Below are 25,138 nucleotides of genomic sequence, written 5' to 3' on the forward strand. Positions count from 1 at the left end.
TCCCGTATGATTTTCATAGGTATTGCATAGAGATTTCTATTGTGTTACATTTACGCCCAATATCCTTTACAATAAAAAGAGGTACTTTCAGGTCCAGCCCGCAAATACCTCTTTTTACAAACATATTACAAATACGATTATTTATCCTTACTTTCTGGAAGGGAAATTCCTTTTACAACCCGCTTCCAGTATTCCCTTACATCGTTCCAATGATAATAAGGTGAGACATCTGTCTGCAAAGGGAGTGCGACTTCACGCTCATTCAGCAGCAATTTCACCAAAATATCCTGACTGCCTCGTTTTCGATAGAAAATAAGCTGAACATTACCACACATCGGAATCAGGCGATAAGTGCGATATGTATCCGCTATTTTATTCCAATCGGCAGTTTCCTTTTGCAGTGCGTTCATTCCCATCAGCGTGGCCAATGGAGCCAGATTCGTATCATGCCCGTAACGTAACGTCACTGCATTTTTCCGGGAAGCAATTACCGTATCGGCTGTTTCTATGAAATTATTCAGCAGATTTCTTTCCAGCTTATACATACACGCATCGCTCAACGGAGAAGGCCCTTTTTCGTAATACCATTCAAAATTATTCCGTTGCCACAAATCATATTGTTCTTCGGGAGTAAATAAAAAAGAAAGATCCGGTTGCTTGTAACTACTTTGACTGATGCCATGAAGTTCGAACAAGTCTATCATCAGTTTTGCGGCATCCACATGCTTTTCCACGTAAACAGAGTCACGGAAAATCTGTTTCATCAATCGTTCCGGATGTACATAAACACTATCGGCAGCACGATACACAGAATCCACATTCTCCAAATGCTGTGCTTCATACAAAGGATTCTTATACTTTATATAATAAGCATCCGCTTCACTGGTCTGTGTCGTAACATTTAGTTTAGGGTTCAAACCTTTCAATTCCACGCATCCGGCAGCCATGGAAAGAAAAGCACGGGTCTTGTATGTGGAGCGTGCATCCACATGCGTACCGTCACTGAACACCTCAGGGTAACGGTGGAACATCCGGTCTATCAATTCCCGATGCTGCTGTGCTCCCTTCGGAGTCAACTCTCCATAGCGTCCCTCTGCCTCCTGGGCCAGAGAAGCCACCACCTTCAGCACACGCTTTCCATCTGGGGTCAACACTCCCTCCTCGTCTGCCTCAAGAAGGAGTGACAACGGCGCGGCATATTTCTTCTCTTTTGTAAGATACCGGGAGCCATGCCGGGCAAACATGGATATATAAAAAGGTTCATATCCAGCAGGAGCCGGAGTCAACTTCTCCTCCGGAGTCTGATAAGCATAATATTTTCCTGCAGCCAATGCCGGATTCTTTCCAATCTCCTCACGTGCACTTTGTCCCTGCCCCCACAAAGGAAAAGCCAGGAACAGCACAATCCATCCTCTTTTCTTCATATATTTTCCAAATTTTAGGCGTGAAGTTACACCATTACTCCACTTAATCCTCTCTTATGCAACTTGGAAAATCATGAAAACACTTCCCATGAAACAGAAATGAAATCCTCTTGTCACTACTTTGAGAAAACGGCTACTTTGCTTCTATACTGACAATTTCCTGCAAGATGCTTACCGCACTCTTCACATCTGTCACTTTCGATACCACCATGCTGCGCCGTCCGTTCTGCTCTCTCAGATTGCAATAACGAGGATTCTTGGCCATGTAATCAATAAACTTGCCGAAAGCCATACTCTGATAATACGGACTATCCAAGTTGCTGACGAAGTAGAGCGTCATCCGCTCTGCCTTTAATACCACTTTTTCCACCCCCAAACGCTTGGCCAAACGTCTCAACGGAACAATACGCAACAACTCTTCCCCTTCTGGCGGTATTTTCCCGAATCGGTCAACCAGCTTGGCCTTAAAGGTTTCCACATCCTTATCCAGTTCAAGTTTATCCAGTTCACGATACAGCAACATTCGCTCACTACTGCTTGGAATGTACTCATTCGGGAAGAGCAACTCCAGGTCACTTTCCACCGTACATTCATCCACAAACTCCTCTCCGCTGATTTTTTCTTCACCCGCTTTGATTTCCTCAGCATACAAATCGGCAAATTCCTCATTCTTCAGTTCAGTAACCGCTTCATTCAGAATCTTCTGATAAGTTTCATATCCCAAGTCTGCAATAAAACCACTCTGTTCTGCACCCAACATATTTCCAGCTCCACGGATGTCCAAATCCTGCATGGCAATGTGAATGCCACTACCCAAATCGCTGAAATTCTCAATGGCCTGCAAGCGGCGTCTGGCTTCCGGTGTAAGCGACGACAAAGGTGGTGCCAGCAAATAACAGAATGCTTTCTTGTTGCCTCGTCCCACTCGTCCGCGCATCTGATGCAAGTCGCTCAATCCAAAATTCTGCGCCTGATTGATAATGATGGTGTTGGCATTAGGTATGTCAATTCCACTCTCAATAATCGTTGTGGCCAACAAGACATCATAATCATAATTGACAAAGTCGAAAATAATCTTCTCCAGTTCTTCCGGCTGCATCTGTCCGTGCCCGATACATACTCGGCAATCCGGTATATTTCGCAGAATCATCGCCTTCAGCTCCACCAGATTCTGAATGCGGTTGTTCACAAAGAAAACCTGCCCGTTGCGGCTCATCTCAAAATTGATAGCTTCGGATATAATTTCTTCATTGAATGTATGCACTTCTGTCTGAATAGGGTAACGGTTGGGAGGAGGCGTCTGGATGACAGACAAGTCTCTGGCCCCCATCAAAGAGAACTGAAGCGTACGCGGAATAGGAGTCGCCGTCAGTGTCAGCGTATCTACATTGACCTTCAACTGGCGAAGCTTTTCCTTCACACTTACGCCAAACTTCTGCTCCTCGTCAATGATAAGCAGACCCAAATCCTTGAATTTGACACTTTTGCCAATAATCTTATGCGTACCGATAAGGATATTGATTTTACCGTCGGCCAACTCTTTCAGAATACGGCTTGTATCCTTTGCCGTACGTGCCCGGCTCAGGTATTCCACCTTACAAGGCATATCCTCCAGACGTTTCTTGAAAGTCTGGAAGTGCTGATAAGCCAGTACCGTAGTCGGCACCAGCACCGCTACCTGCTTGTTGTCAGTCACTGCCTTAAATGCGGCACGGATAGCGACCTCTGTCTTACCAAAACCCACGTCACCACAGACAAGACGGTCCATCGGCTTATCACTTTCCATGTCCGCCTTTACTTCCTGAGTAGCCTTTAACTGATCCGGAGTATCTTCATACAAGAAACTGGCCTCCAGTTCGTGCTGCAAAAAGCTGTCCGGACTATATTTAAACCCTTTCTCCTGTTTACGCTGAGAATAAAGTTTAATCAAATCACGGGCAATATCCTTGATTTTAGTCTTCGTCCGTTCCTTGATTTTTTCCCAGGCTCCTGTGCCCAGCTTACTGATACGGGGCTGTTCTCCTTCTTTTCCTTTGTACTTGGAGATTTTATGTAATGAATGAATGGACACAAACACCACATCCTCATTCTGGTATACCAGTTTGATGACTTCTTGCGTAGTGTTTCCGTTCGGAATACGCACCAGTCCTGCAAACCGTCCGATACCGTGGTCGATATGTACCACATAATCGCCCGGTTCAAACATATTCAGCTCCTTGAGCGACAATGCCACTTTTCCACTACGTGCCTTGTCACTGCGAAGGTTGTATTTATGGAAACGGTCGAATATCTGATGGTCCGTGAACACACAAACCCGCAACGCATGGTCCACAAACCCTTCATGCAACGTACGGTCTACTGGTTCAAAGGTAATGTCATCGCCTCTTTCCTTGAATATATCTTTCAGACGTTCCGTTTGCTTCATGCTGTCCGAGCAGATATACAGACGGTATTTCCGTTGCAGGAAATCGGTGAAAGAACTTGCAACCAAATCAAAATTCTTGTGGAAAATTGGTTGTACGGAGGTCTCGAACGACAAGCGTGCCTGCGGAGTTCCTAAGGCTTTATGTCCGAAATCTACCCGGAAGAAATCAAGGGCACGCACCGTGAACTCGGCTCCGTCAATCAGTTTTTTGGACAAATTCATCAGTTCCGTCTGCTCGCCTTCATATGCTTTCAGTGCCTGAGGAGAAACCGCCTCATCGTGTACGACCTGAATGCGTTCACGCACCCAAAGCAAATCTTTTACCCACAGCGTAGCGTCTTTATCCACGAAATCCAGAAAACAAATATCCGCTCCTTCCGTTCCTGAAAGTTCAGGTACAATACAGATAGAATCTTTCTTTTCTTTTGACAACTGAGTCTCTACTTCAAACGTACGCAAACTATCAATTTCATCTCCGAAAAAGTCAATTCGGTACGGATATTCCGATGCAAAAGAATACACATCAAGAATGCTGCCGCGTAAGGCGAACTGCCCCGGCTCATAGACATAGTCCACATGCTCAAACCCATACTTGGAAAGCGTCTCCATCAGTTTGACCGTATCTTCCTGCTGTCCCACTTTCAAAGTCAGCATCGCATCCGAGAGTCGTTTCCGTGAGATCACTTTCTCTGCCAAAGCTTCCGGATAAGTGACTACCGTGACCGGCTTCTTCTGCTCCAGTCTGCTCAGCACTTCCGTGCGAAGAATTTCATTGGCTGCATCTTTCTGTCCGTATTTGATGGCACGACGGTAAGAAGACGGGAAAAATAGAATATCAGCCTCTCCGTCCACCTGCACCAGGTCATGATAAAAATACCCGGCTTCCTCCAAATCATTCAGTATAAACACATGAATCCCCGGCATCGTCTTGACCGATACCGAAGCAAACAAGGAAGCACACGAGCCGTGCATACCTTCCAAATAAACAGTCTTTATATCCTTATTTTTACGTAAAGAAGCCAAGCCTGCCACATTAGGATGCTTGGCATATACCTCTTGAAGCTCTTTTATACTCATTGTCTCATCAATAGATGCTGCAAAAATAAGCAATCTCGTTTGAATATGCGCACAAAAAACAAAGAATACCGCAGCAACTCTTCCTTAAAATTTGAAGCTGATGCTTCCGTACGGCAAACAATTTCCTCTCCAGTGCACGGAATAAAAACTCAAAATATCCTCTTCGGAAGGGTTTCCCACGACATTATACACGCCCAGACGAAGCAACAGCAATTTCTCACCGAATGATTTCCGGTAAGAATAGCCCACATCTACCCGGTAGTTCAGCGGCTCACGCTTTTCACGAAAATCGTCCACCGACAAAGGCCCATAATCTTCATTCAAGAACCGGACTTTTCCGGAACGCAACATCCCTCCAACAGAGAAAGAAGAACGAGTCGTCAGCTGATACGACAAAGCTCCTCCCAACTGATGAGGTACATCGTACAAAGAGGGCACCTTCCCTTTTTCCGGCAATTCACCAAACCACTCCCGGCTTCGAGAGTAAGCATACGACAGTTACAGACTCCAACGCTTCCAGTGCTGATACAAATATCCCTTTACCCCATAACTGTCTCCATTTCCTACCATCAAGTATTTCTGCCAGCTCTCATCTTCAACCCACGTGTCCGGGCGCAAGGCCAGCACATTCCGTCTTGTCTTATAGTACACAGAGACTTCACACTATCCCGAATCCATAAAATGTTTCCAACCCATCTCATAATGCTCGGAAGAGCGAGGCTTGAAACTGTCAATGCTGGGCATTCTGAAATCTGTGGGTAAAGAGAAGCTGTCGAAACGAAGGAAATGATAAAACTGCTCCATCTTCGAAATGTTCAGATAAAGCAGATTTCTTTCCGACGGGAAGTATTTCACCGACAGACGTGGCTGAATACTATAGTACGACCGGTGGTGCTGTGGGCAATAGGCCACTCCATGCAACCCACCTGCACTGAGAATTCTGGAGAAATGCGCAACAGGTTGTCATAATAAATCGACACCTGATTCACCGGCTCATGCCGTACCCGCATCTCTTCACCTTGCGACACCAAATCGTAGACTTCATACGCATATTTCACTCCCCAGCGCGCATGATAAAGATTCTCCAGCGAATAGCTAAAATCCGTCGTCACGTTATTTCCCAGTCTTCCCTTCTGCGTGGCAAACGAGAGCTGATAGGCCTGATTGTCCCAACGCAACACTGACACATTTTCTCCGTTTTCCTCGATGGGTAAATGAAAATCATCCCGGGCACCGTAGGCCAGAAAATTCATCATGGTAACAGGAGACAAGTTATACGATAACTTGGCATTATAATCATAAGTAGAGTGATTCAAACGATTTTCCTCCGACAAAAGACTGTCAAAGAAATCCAGCCAGCTTCTACGTGCACCAACCATGTACGATAGTTTATTCTTGATAATCGGTCCCTCAAGCATGACGGAGGCAGCCGGCATGTCCAACGTCAATGTACGTACATGCTCCTTTTTATTTCCTTCTTTCAAATTGACTTCCGTGACCGACGAAATACGCCCCTACAGAGGAGTCGGGAAAAAACCTTTATGAAAGACCATATTCTTCACGGCATCTCCATTGAACACAGGTAAAAGCGAACTGAAATGTCCGGGATGAAAAACCGGCACGCCATCCAGCAGTAGCTGATTTTCATCATATCCTCCTCCATCAACCATAAAATTCTGGCCAGCCAAGGAAGAAGTCCCCCCCCGGCAGAATCCATATCTGTGAAAACAAATCACCTCCACTAAAAGCCAGCAAGTTGGATGGAGTCAGTTCTCCCAATTCATTTTCCCGTTTACCCGACTCCACGGTAACTTCTTCTATCTCAAACAACAACGGTTTCAGACAAGTACGCACAAAGCAATCTCTCGTTACCCTAACCGACTGTGACTGCGGAGCATAGCCCATATAAGAAGTTTTCAACGTGTATGTTCCTTCGGGTACATGCAAACGGAAAATACCTTTCCCGTTCGAAATAGTATTCCATTGTTTTCCATCTTTATCCTCCAATGTAACGACCGCCCCATACAAACGTTCTTCGCTGTCCTCTTCGGACACCGTACCGCTGACATCATAACTTTCAATCTTCCGTGCATGAATCACCAGCTTCCGAGGAGGTACTACAGCAATTTTCATCTGATAACCGGAGAGAATGCGACGCACAAGTGTCTCCACAGTCATTTTTCCCCCATGCTCTATCCGGCATACATCCCCCAGTTCCATCTGTGCCGGATTATATGACAATACGATTCCCGTACTTTTTTCAATCCATTCAAACCACTGCAATACGGTAGCGGAAGAGGAGCTCACCTGTATCCACTCTTCCGCTACCGTATTCGCTGATTTGACTTCCTGTCCCCATGCTTCCGGCCGTACTATCACGCACATCCACAGCAAGAGGAACAGCCATTTACTTTTCATATAATCTGTAATGTTTTCCTTTCACCAATGTCTCGCATTTACATCCACAAAGAAAAGCCAGTTCTCCGGCTATGTCCGGTTTTCCAGGCGCGGCTCAATTTTTTGCCAGGCCTTACCCGCATCAAAATGAATTTCTGCAGAAGTCTCCATCGGAGTATTCATCAATCTGCGCATCTGCTCAAATTCCTGTTGATGCGACGCAATCCATGCATCCAGTTCCTGTTGCTGAACAAGACTCAGCGTTTCACCCGTAAAATAGCGGGCCAGTAGTTGGTTGATATCTTCCTTGTTACTCATAGTCTTATTCACAATTTATAATAATGGACAATATAATGACAGCCACTGTCACCAGCAGTGCTCCATGCTCTGACACTTCCAGTTTTTCAGCAATTTCACGATATTTCAGTCCATGGAGTTTAGCCAGCAAAAAAACTTCCCGGCATCTGGCAGGTAGAGTATCTGGCGCCGATTCCATTATATTCTGAAGGGTTTTACCTTCTTCAGGACCTTCGTCCGGCATGCAACTGGCAGAAGCCGGATATGCGTCTATCGACACCGTATCATCCCTACGCTTCCGCAGAAAGGATACACAACTGTTTCTCACGGAAGTCGTCATATAAGCAGCAAACTCCTTTTCAGGCATACTATCCAAACGCTTGTTCCATACGCTGATAAACAGTTCCTGCACAATATCTTCCGCATCATCCTGGTCAGAAACATATCCATAGGCTATACAGCACAGCCTTGAATAATGTTCCTGAAACCGAGATTTGAATATGTCCTTTCTATCGGCACTCATTATCATGATTCTGTCAATACAAATAATCAGAATTTCAAACTTACACCTGCTGTCAAGAAGCCTTTATTTCCTAATCCTGCTTCTACAAAACCACCAATCCGGTCATTTCCTACTCGCAAGGCTATCGGATTTACCTGGTAGGCAAAAGAAGTGCTCAAATCGGCTTTCTTTGCGGCTTTTTTTCCTGTTTCCGTCAAAACTGTTTCTTTGTGACGACTCAGGTTTACACCGGCTGCCGCTGTTCCATATAATTCAAACAAGCCTCTTTTATAATATACAAATTCAGCAGCAGGAAGAACCAGGAAGTTTACATTGCTTTCTTTCAATGAAGGAGTCTGCTCACCCGCCAATGCCAACTTACTGCTGGAAGTAGAAAAGCCCAAATCAGTTCCTACCTTGAAACGCCCTAAAGAATAGCGATAGCCAAAGCCATATACCAGACTGTAATTTTCATCGGTCCGCTTGCTTCCTGTCACTGCATCAACTAATCCCATTCCCAGTATATCTACCGTACCCTGAGTCAACCCGTCACTGACAGACAAACGTATTTCGTGTTTATTTTCAGAAGGAGTAAAACCCTGTCCTTTTACCAGATTTGTACTTGTCAACATACACAAAGAATAAAGCAATCAATTGAATTTTCATAATGTCTAGTTTTTTTAGTTTTAAAAAGTCTTACGTTTAATTCTCTGTTGTTTCACCCGGCCTGGTGGTTTTGTCTTCATAACGCAGTTCTTAGGTAAAACCCCTATCCGAAAAATCATTTTTTTTGAAAAAAATCTCCACATCCCATTAAATACCTGATAATGAAGCTTAAATAAAAACATCTGTAACTGACTTTTTTTCATTTATCAATATTCTACCGACAAAAAGTGAGAAATAATTATTACTTTTGTCTACAGGAAAAAGTTTTTTACTAAGGTATTTTTCTGATTGTATTTTATAAGACTTCTGAAACGACATCATGCATAAGGAAATCATTCAACTGTTAAACGAGAAAAGATTAAAAGAAGCGTTTACCCAAATTAAGGAATCGGCAAACACGCTTAATAACTGGGAACTAAAGGCACAGGTTGAAACCCAACAGACGACTTATGAATATATGCTTCAATACATGGCAATGGGCACACAAGACCCACAACGTGAAACAATTTATAACCAGTTGCTTTGCAAGGGATATGAACTGGCTGACAAGACTTATTTCCTGAAAGACTGGGAAAAAGCGTATGGCTATTTTGCCGATAAATTCCGTAAATTTTCTCAAACTCCTCCACACTCATTCAAGGAAATCGGCTTCATGCTGGAAGCAGCTAAGCACACGTCTGCCACTCCCCAAAACACAGAGGAAGAAGAAGCTCAAAAATTACAATGCTACACGCTTCACAAAAATACAGTCGATGAATTATTCAATAAGATATGGGTATCTACACAATGGAGTGAAGAAGACTATCAGGAAGCCCGTGAACTTCTACTTTCTCCGTCTATGGCCACCAACGACAAAGCAGTAATGATGAGTGCCGTCACGCTCAATCTGCTTCAGCTCTTTGACAGCCGAAAATTCCTGCTGTTACTCACAGCCTATCAGCAAACCCAAGAACCGGCTGTTACCCAGCGGGCATTGACAGGAATTGCTCTTGCCACCTATTTCCAGACTGACCGGATTAAACTCTATCCGGAACTGGTTTCTGCCTTGAAGCTGATGGAAGATGACCCTACAGCATTGAAACAATTGCACGATATACAGATTATTTTCCTTCTTTCACGCGAAACGGAGAAAATAGATAAAAAAATGAGGGAGGAGATTATTCCCCAAATGATGCGCAATCCCAATCTCAGAAATTCAGAGTCAAAAGTCATTGAGATAGAAGACATCGAAGACCTCAATCCGGAATGGCAGAAAGACATGGAACAAATAAACAGCCACATTCGTGAATTGGGAGAGCTGCAAATGGAAGGAGCTGATACCTACATGACTGCCTTTTCACAACTCAAGACCTTCCCGTTCTTTCAGGAAGCAGCCCACTGGTTTTACCTGTTCAGCATGAAAGTGCCCGATTTATACCAGATTTTCAAAGACAAGGAATTCAATGAAAAATCGTTGTTCGGACTCATGATTAACTCACAGATGTTCTGCGATTCCGATAAATTCTCTTTCTGTCTGGCCATGCAGTCGTTGCCTCATGACCAGCAGACATTCATGCGTTCGCACATGAAAGGAGAAGAATTGATTCCCAAGGAACTGGAAACAAGTGAAAATCCGGAAGAACAGAAAATCAATGCCATACAACGGCAATATATCCACAATTTATACCGGTTTTATAAATTATGGAGATTCAAACAGGAAATGCAAGACATTTTCCGTGAAAAACTGGACTTCTGGAACAACACCTTGCTCCGCCCCTTGATACTGAAAGGAACGTATCATAACCAGATTGCCGGATATCTTTTTTCAAAAGGATACATGCAAGAAGCTGCCGAACTTTATGAAAGTCTGGCTCAACAAGATCCGGCGAATGCAGAAACCTGGCAAAAACTAGGATTCGCCTACCAGAAAAACAAGCTTTATGATAAAGCGGTAAAAGCATACGTGCAGGCAGACGCACTAAAGGCCAACCATTTATGGACACTCAAGCATCTGGCACAGTGTCACAAACTGTCGGGTAATTACTCTCAAGCTGCTTTCTGCTTTCAGAAAGTGCTTGAGTTCGATCCAGACAACCTGCACATCCTGATGCAAACCGGACAATGCCTTGCGGCACTGAAGAATTATCCGGAGGCCATTAAGGTTTTCTATAAGGTGGAATTTCTGGAAACACATCCGGAAAAGGCACGGCGTGCCATCGGATGGTGCTACTTCATGTCCGGGAAGTACGAAGAAGCTGTCCGGATGTATGAAAAGTTGCTCGCTCTGGAAAACCCACAAGCCAATGACTGGCTAAACTCAGGCCACGTGTATCTGGCTATGGGGAATATACCTCAGGCACTAATTCACTACCGGAAAGCGGAAACAGCCTGCAAATCGGACGAGGAGTTCATCTCACAGTTTCTGGCCGACAAAGATGCGCTGACAGCACAGGGTCTGTCAGAAAGTCAGGTTTACCTGATGGACGATATCCTGCGCCAGAAATAACAGCACATAAGATATACCAATAGAAACAAGTCCGATAAAGCTTATCACCCTACCGGACTTGTTTCTATTTTTTTGATATAAGCCAATGCAGCTCCTATGGCCGTCTGATATTCCGCATTTGCTGGAATGATAAAACGCACATCATACATCTGCGCAATGGTATCGAAAACCGGACGGCATTGAGGCAATTGTGTCAGATTGCCAATCAGCACAAAATCACGGATTCCCATTTCCAATGCTGAAAGTACGGCTGCCTGCCCGATGGACTGCAATACCATGTGCATCAAGCCCAAAGCCAAATCTTCGGGAGATACATTGTTATCTAATTTTCCCAACAAGGAAGCCGTGGCATCAAGCGGCAATCCGGGCAAGGAAGTCTGACAAATATCTTGAATCTGTAAGTCCACGTTCTGCAAATTACCTTTTCCAGCCAGTTCTGACACCCACAGAATGTCCTGCGTATGCAACAACAGACGCGACAATCCCATCAGTGTACCTCCCCCGATACCGATTCCGCCCACATGGCGAATCACATCGTGTTCCACTTTCACAAAGGAAGTACCCGTTCCCATACTCACCACCATGAGCCGGTCCAGCCCCGTGGCATACTGGGCACTCAGGCCGTTGGCGATAAATTCATCCGTACGAGCCGTAGGCAGACCGTACAAGGGCTGCTGAATGTATGAACTTCCCACTCCGGTCAGCATTACCTGCTCCACCTCCGAAAGCTGGATGGAATGGTCGTATATATATTTTCCGAATGCACCAAACAACGAAGTGACAGGGTCCTTGGCAGTCACAAACATCGGATGCTTTATTTCACCGTCTTTCACCCCGACAATCTTGGTGGTACTTCCTCCCACATCTATTCCTATTATCATAACTTAAAAGATTTTGCTATTTTTACAATATGGGCGCAAGTCTACAAACTTTTTTCGGGAAAGCAGACACTTCTGTTACTTTTTTATAAAAATTTGAAAGCCTTTCCCTATGTAGCCCACTTTCGAATGAAAAGACACTTTGCTTTTTTTGCAAAGTTCCGAAAAGAAAAACGCTTATTTTCAAGACTTTTCAAGAGCACTTAAACGCATGTTCCCAAACGTCCAAGCGTTTTGAATCAAACGCACTTACGCTTGATTCAAAATGTACTTATGTTTCAACTAAAACACTTAGGCGTTTGCTCTTAAACGCACTTGCGTTTTTGGAAAGAAAAATTCGGAGCACGAAAAGGAATCACATTTTTATTTCTATCTTTGCAAAGATATAAATGAAACACCATGCAGACAAGTGACAGTATTGTGATTATTCCTACTTACAATGAGAAGGAAAACATCGAAAATATAATCCGGGCGGTATTCGGACTTGAGAAAACATTCCACATTCTAGTCATCGAAGACAACTCTCCCGACGGAACAGCCGACATCGTACGCCGTCTCCAAAAAGATTTCCCCGAACGTTTGTTTATGATTGAACGAAAAGGCAAACTCGGGCTGGGAACTGCTTATATTACCGGCTTCAAATGGTCTATCGAAAAGGGATACGACTACATCTTTGAAATGGATGCCGACTTCAGCCATAACCCCAATGACCTGCCAAGACTTTACAAGGCTTGCCATGAAGAGGGAGCTGATGTATCCATCGGTTCACGCTACGTAAGTGGAGTAAATGTGGTCAACTGGCCCATGGGAAGAGTACTGATGTCCTACTTTGCTTCTAAATATGTGCGGTTCATTACCGGACTGCCCATTCATGACACCACTGCCGGCTTTGTATGTTACCGCCGTAAAGTACTTGAGACCATCCACCTGGACCATATCCGCTTCAAAGGGTATGCTTTCCAAATTGAAATGAAATTTACCGCTTACAAATGCGGTTTCCATATTACAGAAGTACCTGTTATCTTTATCAACCGCGAATTAGGTACTTCCAAAATGAACAGCAGCATCTTTGGGGAGGCCGTATTCGGTGTCATCCAACTGAAATGGGACAGCTGGCTCAAGAAATATCCCAAACATGCTAATTAAAAAGTACTTATGAAACGTACGTGGATACATCATGCAATCATCGTAAATGAAGGACGCCGTTTTGCCGGTTCTGTGGTGATTGAAGGAGAAAAGATACAAGAGGTCATTGAAGGAGACGGCAAACCCGCTGCCGACTGTGAAGAAGAAATTGATGCACAAGGATGCTTTCTGCTGCCAGGAGTGATAGATGACCATGTGCATTTCCGCGATCCGGGACTTACTCACAAAGCAGACATGGCTACCGAAACAGCTGCGGCTGCGGCTGGTGGAGTAACTTCGTTCATGGATATGCCGAACTGCAACCCTCAGACTACCACACTCGAAGCACTGGACAATAAATTCCAGGATGCAGCCACTAAATGCATTGTCAACTATTCTTTCTATTTTGGGGCTACGAACAACAATGCCGACCAACTGAAAGCATTGGACAAAACACACGTATGCGGTGTGAAACTGTTTATGGGAGCCAGCACCGGGAATATGCTGGTCGACCGCATGGAAGCCTTGAAAAAAATATTTTCCGAGGCAGGTATGCTGATTGCGACTCACTGTGAAGACCAGCAGATTATCCGCGAAAATACCGAACGTCTCAAACAGCAATATGGCGAAGATCTGGACATTTCTTTCCATCCGCTGATACGCAGCGAGGAAGCCTGTTACCATTCTTCGGCACTCGCCGTACAGTTAGCGAAAGAAACAGGTGCCCGCCTGCACATACTTCACATCAGCACGGCACGTGAATTGGGCCTGTTAGAAGACCGCCCGCTCCAAGAAAAGAAAATTACGGCAGAAGCCTGCGTATCGCACCTTATGTTCTGCGATGAAGACTATGCGCAACTAGGGGCACGCATCAAGTGCAATCCCAGCATCAAGACAAAAGCCGACCGTGATGCGCTGAGAAAGGCTCTGAGCACTAACCTGATCGACGTCATCGCTACCGACCATGCACCTCACCTGTTGAGTGAAAAAGAAGGAGGAGCACTGAAAGCCGTATCAGGCATGCCGACCCTGCAGTTCTCATTGGTCAGCATCTACGAACTGGTACACAAAGGTGTCCTGTCTATCGAACAGTTAGTTCAGAAAATGTGTCACGCACCGGCCCAGCTTTACCAGATTAGCCAAAGAGGGTTTATCCGACCGGGCTATCAGGCCGACCTTGTTCTGCTGAATCCACATAAAGAATGGACTGTAACAACCGACTGCATTGAAAGCAAGTGTGGATGGAGTCCGATGGAAGGCCGCACCTTCCATGCACAGGTAGAAAAGACATTTGTCAACGGTACGGCAGTTTACGAGAATGGAAAAGTAAACAAAGCACACCGTGGACAAGCCCTTCGGTTTGAACGTTAAAAGAAAGCGAATGAAAACAGACATCACGACCGTCCGTTACGACATACACGACCTGGCTGAATACATCAACTGGATTTATTTTTTCCACGCATGGGGGTTTCAGCCACGCTATGCAGCCATTGCCGACATTCATGGCTGTGATGCCTGCCGCGCCGGGTGGCTGGCTTCATTTCCCGAAGCTGAACGCGCCAAAGCTGCCGAAGCCATGCAACTGCACAAAGAAGCAGTACGCATGCTGAACAAAATCGACGGGAAATACAAGGTCTATGCCATTTATCGCCTGATGGAAGCCAATGCCGAGGGCGACAACCTATGGTTAGAGGGCACATTATTTCCTCTGCTCCGCCAGCAGACCCGCGTCCGCCCCGACGACCCGTTTCTCTGCCTGAGTGACTTTGTCCGTCCCCTTTCTTCCGGTATCAAGGATACGGTAGGAGGATTCGCCACGACCATCGATCCGGCCATGGAAGAAGAATTCAGCCATGACGACTACCAGTCCTTGCTCATCAAAACACTTGGGGAAAGACTGGCAGAAGCCGCTGCTGAAAAGATACACGAAACCCTGCGCAAAGAGGTATGGGGATACGCCAAGGACGAAAAGCTGACCATGAAACAGTTGCTCAACGAAGACTATCAGGGCATACGTCCTGCTGTAGGCTATCCTTCCCTGCCCGACATATCAGTCAGTTTTCTGCTCGACAAGCTTATTGACATGAAACGCATCGGCATACATCTGACAGAGAACGGAATGATGCAACCTCATGCCTCGGTATGCGGACTGATGTTTGCCCATCCGGCTTCACGCTATTTTTCGGTTGGAAAAATAGACGAGGAACAACTCATGGACTACGCTTCCCGCCGGAATATAGATGCCGACGTACTGCGAAAATACCTCGCAGCCAATCTGCAACCCTAAAATGAATAGCAAATATGATTCTACTAAGAGTGTCACTGATATTTTTGGCCTTGTTTCTGCTACCAGACTGGTATATATACAAGACCTATTTGACCAGCCTGCACGATAAGAAGTGGAAACGTGCCTACTGGCTGCCCACCTTATTACTATTGCTCGCATTAGTAGTTTTCCTTGTTGGACATGACAGTTTACATGAATATTTCGGGACTTACCTGATTGTTGCTCTATGCTTCACTATTCCTAAAATGATATTCATGCTGACCAGTATTCTGCTGAAACTGATCAGAAGATTGATAAAGCGCCCTATTCCTCATGGATGGATTTCACTGGCACCCGCATTGTTTGCTTTCGGATATGTATTGTTTGGAGCCATTAAGGGAAAGGAAAATTTTCAAGTAAAAGAAGTTACATTCTACTCGCCCAACCTTCCGGATGCATTCGATGGCTATCGCATTCTGCAATTGTCGGACATCCACTCTGGAAGCTGGAAAGGAAATGGAAAGGCACTTCAGGAAGCCATCGATATTTGCAACCGGCAAGATGCAGACCTGGCTGTATTCACTGGCGACCTCGTGAACAGTCGCGCTGACGAATTGCTGGAATTTATGCCTGTGTTCTCACAACTGAAAGCGCGCGACGGAGTGTATTCCGTATTGGGTAATCACGACTATGGCTCCTACGTAAAATGGGAAAACGAGCAGGCCCGTCTGGCTAACGTAGACAGCCTGATTGCACGCGAAAACCGTATGGGATGGTTCATGCTGCAAAATGACCACCGTATTATATATAAAGGTACTGATTCCATTGCTATAGTTGGTGTGGAAAACAGCGGGAAACCACCTTTCCCTGACAGAGGCGACTTGCCCAAGGCTCTGCAAGGCACAGACGGCATGTTCAAGGTGCTGCTAAGTCATGACCCGACACATTGGCGTCGGAAAGTGCTTCCGGAGACCTCGGTACAGCTTACCTTGTCAGGTCATACCCACGACATGCAAATCAGCCTGTTCGGCTTTTCAGTGTCCAAGTTTATCTATCCGGAACACAGAGGTATGTATCTGGAAGGCAACCGGGGACTATACGTCAACATTGGGTTAGGCTATGTGCTTTTCCCCATGCGGCTGGGTGCCTGGCCGGAAATTACCGTCCTCACACTAAAAAAAGGAAATAACAAATCAATCCAATAAATCTATCACACTTATGAGATTCTTATACATCATTTATCAAATCTGTATCGGGCTTCCCATTTTTCTTGTGCTGACCATTCTGACCGCACTGACCACCATGCTGGGATGCTGGCTGGGCAACGGACACTTCTGGGGATATTACCCGGGGAAAATATGGTCACAACTCACTTGTTTTCTGTTTTTGCTTCCGGTGAAAGTGGAAGGACACAAAAACATTGACCACAAAACATCGTATGTATTCGTAGCCAACCATCAGGGAGCGTTCGACATATTCCTTATCTACGGATTCTTGGGAAGAAACTTTAAATGGATGATGAAGAAAAGCCTGCGCAGCATTCCTTTCGTCGGAAAAGCCTGCGAATCGGCCGGTTTCATTTTTGTAGACAAATCCAGTCCACGCAAAGTGTATGAAACCATCAAGCGTGCAGAAAAAATCTTACAAGGAGGTACTTCACTCGTGGTATTTCCGGAAGGCAGAAGAACCTTTACTGGTCGCATGAACGAGTTTAAGAAAGGGGCTTTCCTGCTAGCTGACCAGTTGCAGCTTCCGGTCGTACCGATGAGTATTAGCGGTTCTTTTGATATTTTACCGCGCACGGGTAAACTGCTCTCCTGGCATCCGTTGAAGCTGACCATCCATCAGCCCATCTATCCGCAAGGAAGAGGACAAGAAAACCAAACCATGCTGATGGAAGAATCCTATCAGGCCATTGAAAAAGGTTTGCCGGAAAAATACAAAGGAGAAAAGAAAAGTGGAGAATAAAAAATAAATATCGGGTAGGAAGAATTTCTTACCCGATTTTCTTTTTAATGAAGGGGAGCATGCGACATATTTTCACGTGCCACAGACACATATTCCTTCACCATGTAATTGTTCTTGAACGCTTCAGGAGCCGCGTCAACGATTTCCTGCATCAACGGAGTCATGAAGGGATAGGGCATGCTGTTACCCAACATAATGAACAATCCCGGTCCCAATACATTCTCGTAATTGTCCTGAATAAAAGTCTTGGCCAGCTGGTTCATCTCCGTAGCTATCTCGTCACGTTTTTTCTGGATTTCCTGATGCACCGTCTGCAAATCCTTTCCATCCATAATCATGCGACTTTCCTCGCGCTCTACTTCGTAAGCACGGTCATCGAGCGAGTTTTTCTGTACCACAAAATCATTGAAACAGTCGTTCAATGGAGTCCCCTTGATGGTAATTCCCGCATTGTCTATCTGAATATCAATGTGGCCCGGTTCTATCACTAAAGGCATGATGCACTCATCATCCATATACAATGAAGCTAAAACCGTGGAATCAACCTTTCCCTGCATTTCGAATAAGCCATGAATTACTTCTGCCGAATCAATGTTGACCAATTTATCACCCACCGGGATTTTTATAAACAGCATTTTGCCGTCCAACATAGAAACAGACGAAGTACCTTCTATCTTATATTTCTTACTGCAAGAGGTGCAAAGCATGGCACACAACAGGAAAAAATAAAGTTTATACATGCTGAAACCTTTTAAATTTGTGGGCAAAGGTATAATCTTTCAAGGAAGCACCGAAATATATTATCAAAATTTATACTAAGATAGTGGTTTATTACCTTTTAAGTAACCTGTGTGAAAATGGTGTGCGTTTTTTTACTATTTTTGTGCAATCTATATTTTAACACTATACATAACAATGAAAAAACTGAAAGTACTCGCACTCGCACTTGTTTGTGCTGTATTCTCTCCGGCCAAGGCCGATGAAGGAATGTGGTTGCTCCAGCTCATGCAGGAGCAGAACCTTGCGGACCGAATGAAAGCGCAAGGACTGAAAATGGATATCATGGATATCTACAACCCTGACCAAATTACATTAAAGGATGCTGTCGGAATTTTCGGACGCGGATGTACAGGTGAAATTATCTCACCCAACGGATTGATTCTGACCAATCACCATTGTGGATACGATGCCATCCAACAGCATAGCTCGGTGGAACATGACTACCTGACCGACGGATTCTGGGCAAAAAGTTATCAGGAAGAACTTCCTACACCGGGATTGACCTTCAAATTCGTAGACCGTATTGTGGATGTAACGGAAAAAGTAAACGAAGACATCCGTAAAGGAAAAGTTTCTGAAGCAGAATCTTTCGGAAGCAAATACCTGAAGAAACTGGCTGCCGACGAACTGAAGAAAAGTGACCTGAAAGGCAAACCGGGCATCTCTACACAGGCTCTTCCGTTCTATGAAGGTAACAAATTCTACTTGTTCTTTATCAAGACTTACAGCGACGTGCGTATGGTAGCCGCTCCTCCTTCATCAATCGGTAAGTTTGGAGGTGAAACCGACAACTGGATGTGGCCGCGTCACACAGGCGACTTCTCTATGTTCCGTATCTATGCCGACAAAGATGGCAATCCGGCTGAATACAGCGCAGAGAATGTGCCTTTGAAAGTAAAGAAACACCTGACTATTTCACTGAAGGGATTACAGGAAGGCGACTATGCCATGATTATGGGATTCCCCGGAAGCACCAGCCGCTACCTGACAGAAAGTGAAGTACGCCTGCGCATGGAAGGCATCAACGTGCCGCGTATCACCGTACGCGAAGAACGCCAGAATATTCTCCGCAAGGAAATGGCTGCCAGCGACAAGGTACGTATCCAGTATGCCAGCAAGTTTGCCGGTTCTAGCAACTACTGGAAAAACTCCATCGGTATGAACAAGGCCATTGTGGACAACAAGGTTCTGGAAACGAAGGCAGAACAGGAAGCTAAATTTGCTGCTTTTGCCAAAGAAAAACAGAATGCTGACTATGCAGCCGTAGTAGGAAAAATTGACGAATACGTGAAGCGTGTCACTCCGCTGCGCACACAGCTGACTTATTTCACTGAAACTTTCAGAAGCGGTATCGAATTCACCCTAACTTCGAAGATGGAAGCACTTCAGGACTTGGCTACTGCCCTGCAGAAGAATAAGAAAAAAGATGTAGAAAAAGCCATCGCTACCCTGAAAGAAGCCTACGCTGACATCCACAACAAGGACTATGACCATGAAGTAGACCGCAAGGTGGCTAAAGTACTACTGCCACTTTATGCCGAAAAAGTACCGTCTGAAGCATTGCCTGATTTCTATCAGACTGTTAAGAATGCATTTAAGGGTGATTACAATGCCTACGTAGATGCCCTCTACAACAACAGTATCTTCACTAATGAAAAGAACTTCAACGCTTTCATCGAGAATCCTACTGTAGAAGCAATCAACAAAGACTTGTCGGCTGAATATGCTGCTGCAGTGAGCAAGAAATACAAGGAACTGGCAGACAAACTGGATCAAGCCAACGGTGACATCAACCTGCTGCACAAGACTTACGTACGCGGTCTTTGCGAAATGTATGCACCGACTCCGAAAGCTCCGGATGCCAACTTCACGATTCGTCTGACTTACGGAAACGTAAAGGCTTACGATCCGAAAGACGGTGTACACTACAAATATTACACTACACTGAAAGGGGTAATGGAAAAAGAAGACCCGAACAATCCGGAATTCGTGGTACCGGCCAAACTGAAAGAGTTGTATGCTACAAAGAACTACGGACGCTACGCCCTGCCTAACGGAGAAATGCCGACTTGCTTCCTGACTACCAACGACATCACCGGCGGTAACTCAGGTTCTCCGGTCATGAATGGAAACGGTGAACTGATTGGAGCCGCATTCGACGGTAACTGGGAATCTCTGTCCGGTGACATCAACTTCGACAACAACCTCCAGCGTTGTATTGCCGTAGATATTCGCTACGTGCTGTTCATCGTAGAAAAATTGGGAGGCTGCAAGAACCTGATTGATGAAATGACAATTGTAGAATAATGAAGCATAAGTTATTATTATCCTTATTTGCCACACTTTCCCTCACCGCTCATGCGGATGAGGGGATGTGGATGCTGACCGACCTAAAACAGCAGAATGCTGCCGTGATGCAGGATTTGGGACTGGACATCAGCATTGACCAGGTGTACTGTCCGGACAACATCAGCCTGAAAGATGCCGTGGTGCATTTCGGAGGCGGATGTACGGGGGAAGTCATCTCCTCGGAAGGACTGGTGCTGACCAACCACCACTGTGGATACGGTTACATCCAGCAACACAGTTCAGTGGAACATGATTACCTGACCGACGGTTTCTGGGCCATGACTCGCGAACAGGAACTTCCGTGTGAAGGACTGAACGTGACCTTTATCGACCGGATACTTGACGTAACGGAATACGTGCAGAAACAGTTGAAGAAGTCCAAAGACCCGGACGGAACCAACTACCTCTCTCCTTCTTTCTTAGCCAAAGTGGCTGAAAAGTTTGCCAAAAAGGAACGTATCCGCACCAACGAATTTACGACCTTGGAGCTGAAACCGTTCTATGGAGCCAACAAATACTACCTGTTTGTCAAGACATCTTACAAGGATGTGCGTATGGTAGGTGCTCCTCCCTCTTCCATCGGTAAGTTCGGAGCAGATACCGACAACTGGATGTGGCCCCGCCACTGCGGTGACTTCTCTATCTTCCGTATCTACGCTAATAAGGACGGAAAGCCGGCCAATTACAGTGCAGAAAACGTACCTTTGAAAGTAAAGAAACACATTGCCATCAACCTGAAAGGAGTGAAGGAAGGTGACTTCACCTTCGTGATGGGATTCCCCGGACGCAACTGGCGTTACATGATCAGCGATGAGGTGGAAGAACGCATGCAGACTACCAACTTCATGCGCGACACCATTCGCGGCGTACGCCTGCGGGTGCTGGGAGAAGAAATGGCTAAGGATGCACGTACCCGTATCCAGTATGCAGCCAAGTATGCTTCATCGGCCAACTACTGGAAAAATGCCATCGGTATGAACGAAGGACTGGTACGTCTGAAAGTACTAGACCGCAAGAAACGGGAGCAGGAACAATTGTTAGCTTTCGGAGATTCCATCGGAAATGATAATTACCGGAAAGCCTACGAAAGCATCAAGCAGATTATAGCACAGCGTCACGATGCAGTGTACCACCAGCAGGCGATTTACGAAGCCTTGATGCTGGGAACCGAATTCTTTAAAGTACCCGATACGGATGCGTTGAGAGTGGCACTGGAAGGCCAGAAACAGAAAGACATTGACGAAGCTGTAGCTGCCCTGAAGGAAGCCGGCCAGAAGTTCTTCAACAAGGACTACAATCCGGAAGTCGACCGCAAGGTATCCAAACAGCTGATTGCCTTGTATGCCCGACTGATTCCGGCAGACCAGCGGATTGACATATTCCAGACCATCGAAAAGGATTTCCAGGGAAATACCGATGCGTTTGTGGATGCCTGCTTCAACCAGTCTATCTTCAGAAGTCCGGAAGCACTAGATGAGTTCCTGAAGCAGCCCGATGCACAGCAGTTGGAAAACGACCTGATGGTGAGATATGCTGCTTCCGTACGCAACGGATACCAGGCTACCAGCGATGCCATGCAGGAGGAAACCAATGCATACAACGCAGCTCACAGGACTTGGGTAGAAGGTGTATTGCAAATGAAGAAAGCCAACGGACAGCCTATCTATCCGGATGCCAACTCTACCCTCCGACTAACCTACGGAAAGATTGGCTCTTACGAACCGGCTGACGGAAAGGAATACCTTTATTACACTACCTTGAAAGGGGTGATGGAAAAGGAGGACCCGAACAATCCGGAATTTGTGGTACCAGCCAAGCTGAAAGAGTTGTATGAAAAGAAAGATTTCGGTCCCTACGCTATGCCCGACGGACGAATGCCGGTCTGCTTCGCCACTGCGACAGACAACACAGGAGGTAACTCCGGTTCTCCGGTATTCAACGCGAAAGGGGAACTAATCGGTACCGGATTCGACCGTAACTACGAGGGGCTGACCGGTGACATAGCCTACAACCCGCAACTGCAACGTGCGGCTTGTGTAGACATCCGCTATACCTTGTTCATCATTGACAAGTTTGCCGGTGCTTCTCATTTGCTCAAAGAAATGACCATCATCCGATAAACAGAAAAAGCCAGACCGGAAAGTCTGGCTTTTTTGTTTCAGGCTTGTGCCTCATTATCTTCTTCCAAGATTTTCTTTATCTCCGCATCGGCCTTATACAGTTTGTTCTTGCAGAACTTTATCAGCTTCTGGGCTTCCTGCAAGTATTCGCCCAACTGGTCGATATCCAGTTCATTGCTTTCAATGCGAGACACTATTTCCTCCAGGCGTTTCATCGCCTCTGAATAGGTTTCCTTCTTTGCTGCCATATCACTTATTTATTACTTTACTCCTAAATTTACCTTTTGCCAGACGGGTCTCCACTTCATCTCCCGGCTTCAGTTGAGAAGCATCCGTCACCACCTTTCCATCCAGCAGAGTAAGGCTGTATCCTTTTTTCAATAACTTCTCCGGAGAAGCCGAATCTACCCGCTGTGCCAGAAGTTCCAGCCGGTATGTCTCACGCTGTACACGGTTCTGCAAAGCAGAAAGCAAGCGAGGCATCAATTGCAAACGGTAGTTTTCTTGCAACAAGCGCGACTGCCAGGCTGTTTTCATCCGGTTTTGAAATTTCTCCTGACGGAAGTTTTCCCGCTGCAACCGCATCTGTACCTGTCCCGGAATCCGGGTTATAAACGAATCCAGCCGTTGTTTTTCCTGTTGCAGTAAACGAGGCACCTCCTGATAGATAACCTCCTCGTATGTTTCCAGCTCCTGTGCCGTCTGTCTTACATGATTAATCAGAAACTCAGCCGCAGCTGTCGGAGTCTTGACACGGGTATGTGAAATCATATCCAGCACCGTATCGTCTCGTTCATGTCCGATTCCGGTAATAATAGGAAGCGGGAACTGTGCGCAGTTTGCCGCTAAATCGTAGGTATCAAAACCTGAAAGGTCGGAAGTGGCTCCTCCTCCCCGGATAATCACCACCACATCCCAGTTATCGCGTGTCGAATTAATACGGTCGAGTGCCTGAATGATGGACTGTTCTACCTGCTCTCCCTGCATAATGGCCTGAAAAAGCCGAGGATAAAATACAAAGCCGAAAGAATTATGCAGCAACTGATTGCAGAAATCGCCATACCCGGCAGCCGTAGCCGATGAAATGACCGCAATACGCTGCGTCAGTACGGGAAGCTTCAGTTCCTTATTCAATGTCAAGATTCCCTCCTCATCCAACTGCCGGAGAATTTCCTTGCGACGGCGTACCATATCGCCCAAAGTATAGGTGGGGTCAATATTGACTACCGTCAGCGAGTAGCCATACAATTCGTGGAAATCGACCGTGACTTTTACCAGCACCTTCAAGCCTGAAACGAAGGCCTGCCCTGTTTCCCGCTCAAAATAACTCCGTAAGCGGGTAAAGACATTTGCCCATATAATTCCTCGTGCCTTGGCCAGGAGCGCATTGCCGGTAGCATCTTTCTGCACAAACTCCAGATAGCAATGTCCGGAATAATTTACGCGTACATCGCTTAATTCAGCCTGCACCCAATATTCATCCGGCAGGCAGGAGGTGATGCTCCGTCTGACCAAGGAGTTCAGTTCGAGTAAAGAAAGAGGCTTATTTTCCATCAGTATCCGCTTTCAGTTTCATGGCCAGTTGATAGGCTTTCCACATATCCGTCACTCCATATCCGTAGATATTATCTGGATAAGCATTACGGTCGCTGGCTTCATGCACTACCTGAATGAGCTGCCGTACCGTAAGCCAAGGACATGCCTGCCACAAACAAGCCACCAATCCGCAGAAGATAGGCGACGCAAAAGAAGTACCGTTGGCAAAAGCGGTACCTCCATCCACTCCTATCACTGCCGAGTGTACTCCCATTGCCATGACATCGGGTTTGATACGCCCGTCCGCCGTATTACCGATGGAAGAAAAAGCGGCATTCACTCCCATATTATCGATGGCACCTATGGTCAATATATCTTCCGCATCGGCCGGAGGAGTGATTTTTTTCCATTCATCCATACCGGAATTTCCGGCACTGCAAACCACCAAAAGCCCTTTCTTTGCTGCATACGAAGCAGAAGCGGCCATCAAAGAAGTATGCCCGTCCAACTGACGATACGTATAATTATCAATCGGGTCGTCAAATGAATAATATCCTAAGGAGGTATTAATAATATCCACTCCTACACTGTCGGCAAATTCCACCGCTGCAGCCCAGTTATCCTCTTCCACCGGCTGTTCCGTATCATTATCTTCACTTCTTAACAGCCAGTAGCTTGCTTCGGGAGCTGTTCCCACCATGACGTAAGGCGTATTTACAGCCATGCACGACAAGACTTTCATGCCGTGATTATGCTCCCCATAAATATCTGAAGAAGGATTGACAAAATCACGTGTGCCTAAAATCGTCGTATTCTTGAAGATTTTCATGGCATCCACATTAT

At 45.8% G+C, this 25,138-nt stretch carries 24 protein-coding genes; 8 read left to right on the forward strand and 16 right to left on the reverse strand.

From position 1 onward, the window contains the following. Positions 1-137: 137 nt before the first annotated feature. The 11 genes from WKT20_RS09635 to WKT20_RS09685 form a co-directional block, all read right to left on the reverse strand. Positions 138-1,424: a histidine-type phosphatase gene (locus WKT20_RS09635; protein ID WP_117701418.1), complete on the reverse strand. Its 1,287-nt coding sequence runs from the start codon at positions 1,422-1,424 to the stop codon at positions 138-140. A 133-nt stretch (positions 1,425-1,557) separates the two neighbouring features. Then, positions 1,558-4,926, reverse strand: coding sequence for a transcription-repair coupling factor (gene mfd, locus WKT20_RS09640; protein WP_340417287.1), 3,369 nt, complete (start codon positions 4,924-4,926; stop codon positions 1,558-1,560). Positions 4,927-5,010: 84 nt separating this feature from the next. Then, positions 5,011-5,364: a hypothetical protein gene (locus tag WKT20_RS09645; RefSeq protein ID WP_340417288.1), complete on the reverse strand. Its 354-nt coding sequence runs from the start codon at positions 5,362-5,364 to the stop codon at positions 5,011-5,013. A gap of 60 nt (positions 5,365-5,424) precedes the next feature. Beyond that, positions 5,425-5,577: a hypothetical protein gene (locus tag WKT20_RS09650; protein WP_181976291.1), complete on the reverse strand. Its 153-nt coding sequence runs from the start codon at positions 5,575-5,577 to the stop codon at positions 5,425-5,427. A 12-nt stretch (positions 5,578-5,589) separates the two neighbouring features. Next, complete coding sequence (locus tag WKT20_RS09655; RefSeq protein WP_182423981.1) at positions 5,590-5,730, reverse strand: hypothetical protein; 141 nt, start codon at positions 5,728-5,730, stop codon at positions 5,590-5,592. A gap of 47 nt (positions 5,731-5,777) precedes the next feature. Then, entirely contained in the window at positions 5,778-6,410 is a 633-nt protein-coding gene (locus WKT20_RS09660; protein ID WP_340417289.1) for a hypothetical protein, read from the reverse strand. Positions 6,411-6,440: 30 nt separating this feature from the next. Further along, positions 6,441-6,596: a hypothetical protein gene (locus WKT20_RS09665; protein WP_340417290.1), complete on the reverse strand. Its 156-nt coding sequence runs from the start codon at positions 6,594-6,596 to the stop codon at positions 6,441-6,443. Continuing rightward, positions 6,589-7,344 (reverse strand): carboxypeptidase-like regulatory domain-containing protein, encoded by a 756-nt coding sequence (locus WKT20_RS09670; RefSeq protein WP_340417291.1) that lies wholly within the window; start codon positions 7,342-7,344, stop codon positions 6,589-6,591. Before WKT20_RS09670 ends, WKT20_RS09665 begins: the two co-directional genes overlap by 8 nt. Before the next feature lie 69 nt (positions 7,345-7,413). Beyond that, a complete protein-coding gene (locus tag WKT20_RS09675; protein ID WP_117701409.1) occupies positions 7,414-7,641 on the reverse strand; it encodes a hypothetical protein in 228 nt (75 codons plus the stop codon). A gap of 4 nt (positions 7,642-7,645) precedes the next feature. Continuing rightward, positions 7,646-8,143 (reverse strand): sigma-70 family RNA polymerase sigma factor, encoded by a 498-nt coding sequence (locus tag WKT20_RS09680; RefSeq protein ID WP_340417292.1) that lies wholly within the window; start codon positions 8,141-8,143, stop codon positions 7,646-7,648. Positions 8,144-8,169: 26 nt separating this feature from the next. After that, the gene (locus tag WKT20_RS09685; protein ID WP_259300749.1) at positions 8,170-8,754 is read right to left on the reverse strand and encodes a hypothetical protein; all 585 of its coding nucleotides are present in this window, start codon (positions 8,752-8,754) and stop codon (positions 8,170-8,172) included. A gap of 353 nt (positions 8,755-9,107) precedes the next feature. On the opposite strand from WKT20_RS09685, the gene WKT20_RS09690 reads away from it, so the two are divergent. Then, a complete protein-coding gene (locus WKT20_RS09690; RefSeq protein ID WP_340417293.1) occupies positions 9,108-11,273 on the forward strand; it encodes a tetratricopeptide repeat protein in 2,166 nt (721 codons plus the stop codon). Positions 11,274-11,317: 44 nt separating this feature from the next. On the opposite strand, the gene coaW is transcribed toward WKT20_RS09690, so the two are convergent. Then, positions 11,318-12,154, reverse strand: a complete 837-nt coding sequence (gene coaW, locus WKT20_RS09695; protein ID WP_118162985.1) for a type II pantothenate kinase — start codon at positions 12,152-12,154, stop codon at positions 11,318-11,320. A 396-nt stretch (positions 12,155-12,550) separates the two neighbouring features. Here coaW and WKT20_RS09700 point away from each other — a divergent pair, with 396 nt between their 5' ends. The 5 genes from WKT20_RS09700 to WKT20_RS09720 are packed head-to-tail and all read left to right on the forward strand — an operon-like array spanning position 12,551 to position 17,510. Continuing rightward, the gene (locus tag WKT20_RS09700) at positions 12,551-13,297 is read left to right on the forward strand and encodes a polyprenol monophosphomannose synthase (RefSeq protein WP_117701397.1); all 747 of its coding nucleotides are present in this window, start codon (positions 12,551-12,553) and stop codon (positions 13,295-13,297) included. 9 nt (positions 13,298-13,306) lie between these two features. Continuing rightward, positions 13,307-14,647, forward strand: coding sequence for a dihydroorotase (locus WKT20_RS09705; RefSeq protein WP_340417294.1), 1,341 nt, complete (start codon positions 13,307-13,309; stop codon positions 14,645-14,647). Positions 14,648-14,657: 10 nt separating this feature from the next. Next, a complete protein-coding gene (locus WKT20_RS09710) occupies positions 14,658-15,563 on the forward strand; it encodes a vitamin B12 dependent-methionine synthase activation domain-containing protein (protein WP_118163043.1) in 906 nt (301 codons plus the stop codon). Between the two features lie 14 nt (positions 15,564-15,577). Continuing rightward, complete coding sequence (locus WKT20_RS09715; RefSeq protein WP_117701390.1) at positions 15,578-16,747, forward strand: metallophosphoesterase; 1,170 nt, start codon at positions 15,578-15,580, stop codon at positions 16,745-16,747. A gap of 13 nt (positions 16,748-16,760) precedes the next feature. Further along, complete coding sequence (locus tag WKT20_RS09720) at positions 16,761-17,510, forward strand: lysophospholipid acyltransferase family protein (protein WP_340417295.1); 750 nt, start codon at positions 16,761-16,763, stop codon at positions 17,508-17,510. 44 nt (positions 17,511-17,554) lie between these two features. Here the strand turns inward: WKT20_RS09720 and WKT20_RS09725 are convergent, their stop codons facing one another. After that, positions 17,555-18,250, reverse strand: coding sequence for a DUF4369 domain-containing protein (locus tag WKT20_RS09725; RefSeq protein ID WP_022054774.1), 696 nt, complete (start codon positions 18,248-18,250; stop codon positions 17,555-17,557). Between the two features lie 175 nt (positions 18,251-18,425). Here WKT20_RS09725 and WKT20_RS09730 point away from each other — a divergent pair, with 175 nt between their 5' ends. Further along, positions 18,426-20,597 (forward strand): S46 family peptidase, encoded by a 2,172-nt coding sequence (locus WKT20_RS09730; protein ID WP_340417296.1) that lies wholly within the window; start codon positions 18,426-18,428, stop codon positions 20,595-20,597. Next, on the forward strand, positions 20,594-22,759 hold the full coding sequence (locus WKT20_RS09735; RefSeq protein ID WP_370859953.1) for a S46 family peptidase: 2,166 nt from the start codon (positions 20,594-20,596) through the stop codon (positions 22,757-22,759). Before WKT20_RS09730 ends, WKT20_RS09735 begins: the two co-directional genes overlap by 4 nt. Before the next feature lie 38 nt (positions 22,760-22,797). On the opposite strand, the gene xseB is transcribed toward WKT20_RS09735, so the two are convergent. From xseB to WKT20_RS09750, 3 genes are all read right to left on the reverse strand, one after another. Beyond that, positions 22,798-23,007, reverse strand: coding sequence for an exodeoxyribonuclease VII small subunit (gene xseB / locus WKT20_RS09740; RefSeq protein WP_007561272.1), 210 nt, complete (start codon positions 23,005-23,007; stop codon positions 22,798-22,800). A 1-nt stretch (position 23,008) separates the two neighbouring features. Then, the gene (xseA, locus tag WKT20_RS09745) at positions 23,009-24,313 is read right to left on the reverse strand and encodes an exodeoxyribonuclease VII large subunit (protein WP_117701384.1); all 1,305 of its coding nucleotides are present in this window, start codon (positions 24,311-24,313) and stop codon (positions 23,009-23,011) included. Further along, the coding region (locus tag WKT20_RS09750) for a S8 family serine peptidase (RefSeq protein ID WP_340417297.1) at positions 24,303-25,138 on the reverse strand (836 nt) is incomplete at its 5' end. The genes xseA and WKT20_RS09750, both read right to left, overlap by 11 nt.

The sequence above is a fragment of the Phocaeicola sp. ICN-14070 genome (assembly GCF_037892625.1).
GTDB lineage: Bacteria > Bacteroidota > Bacteroidia > Bacteroidales > Bacteroidaceae > Phocaeicola > Phocaeicola plebeius.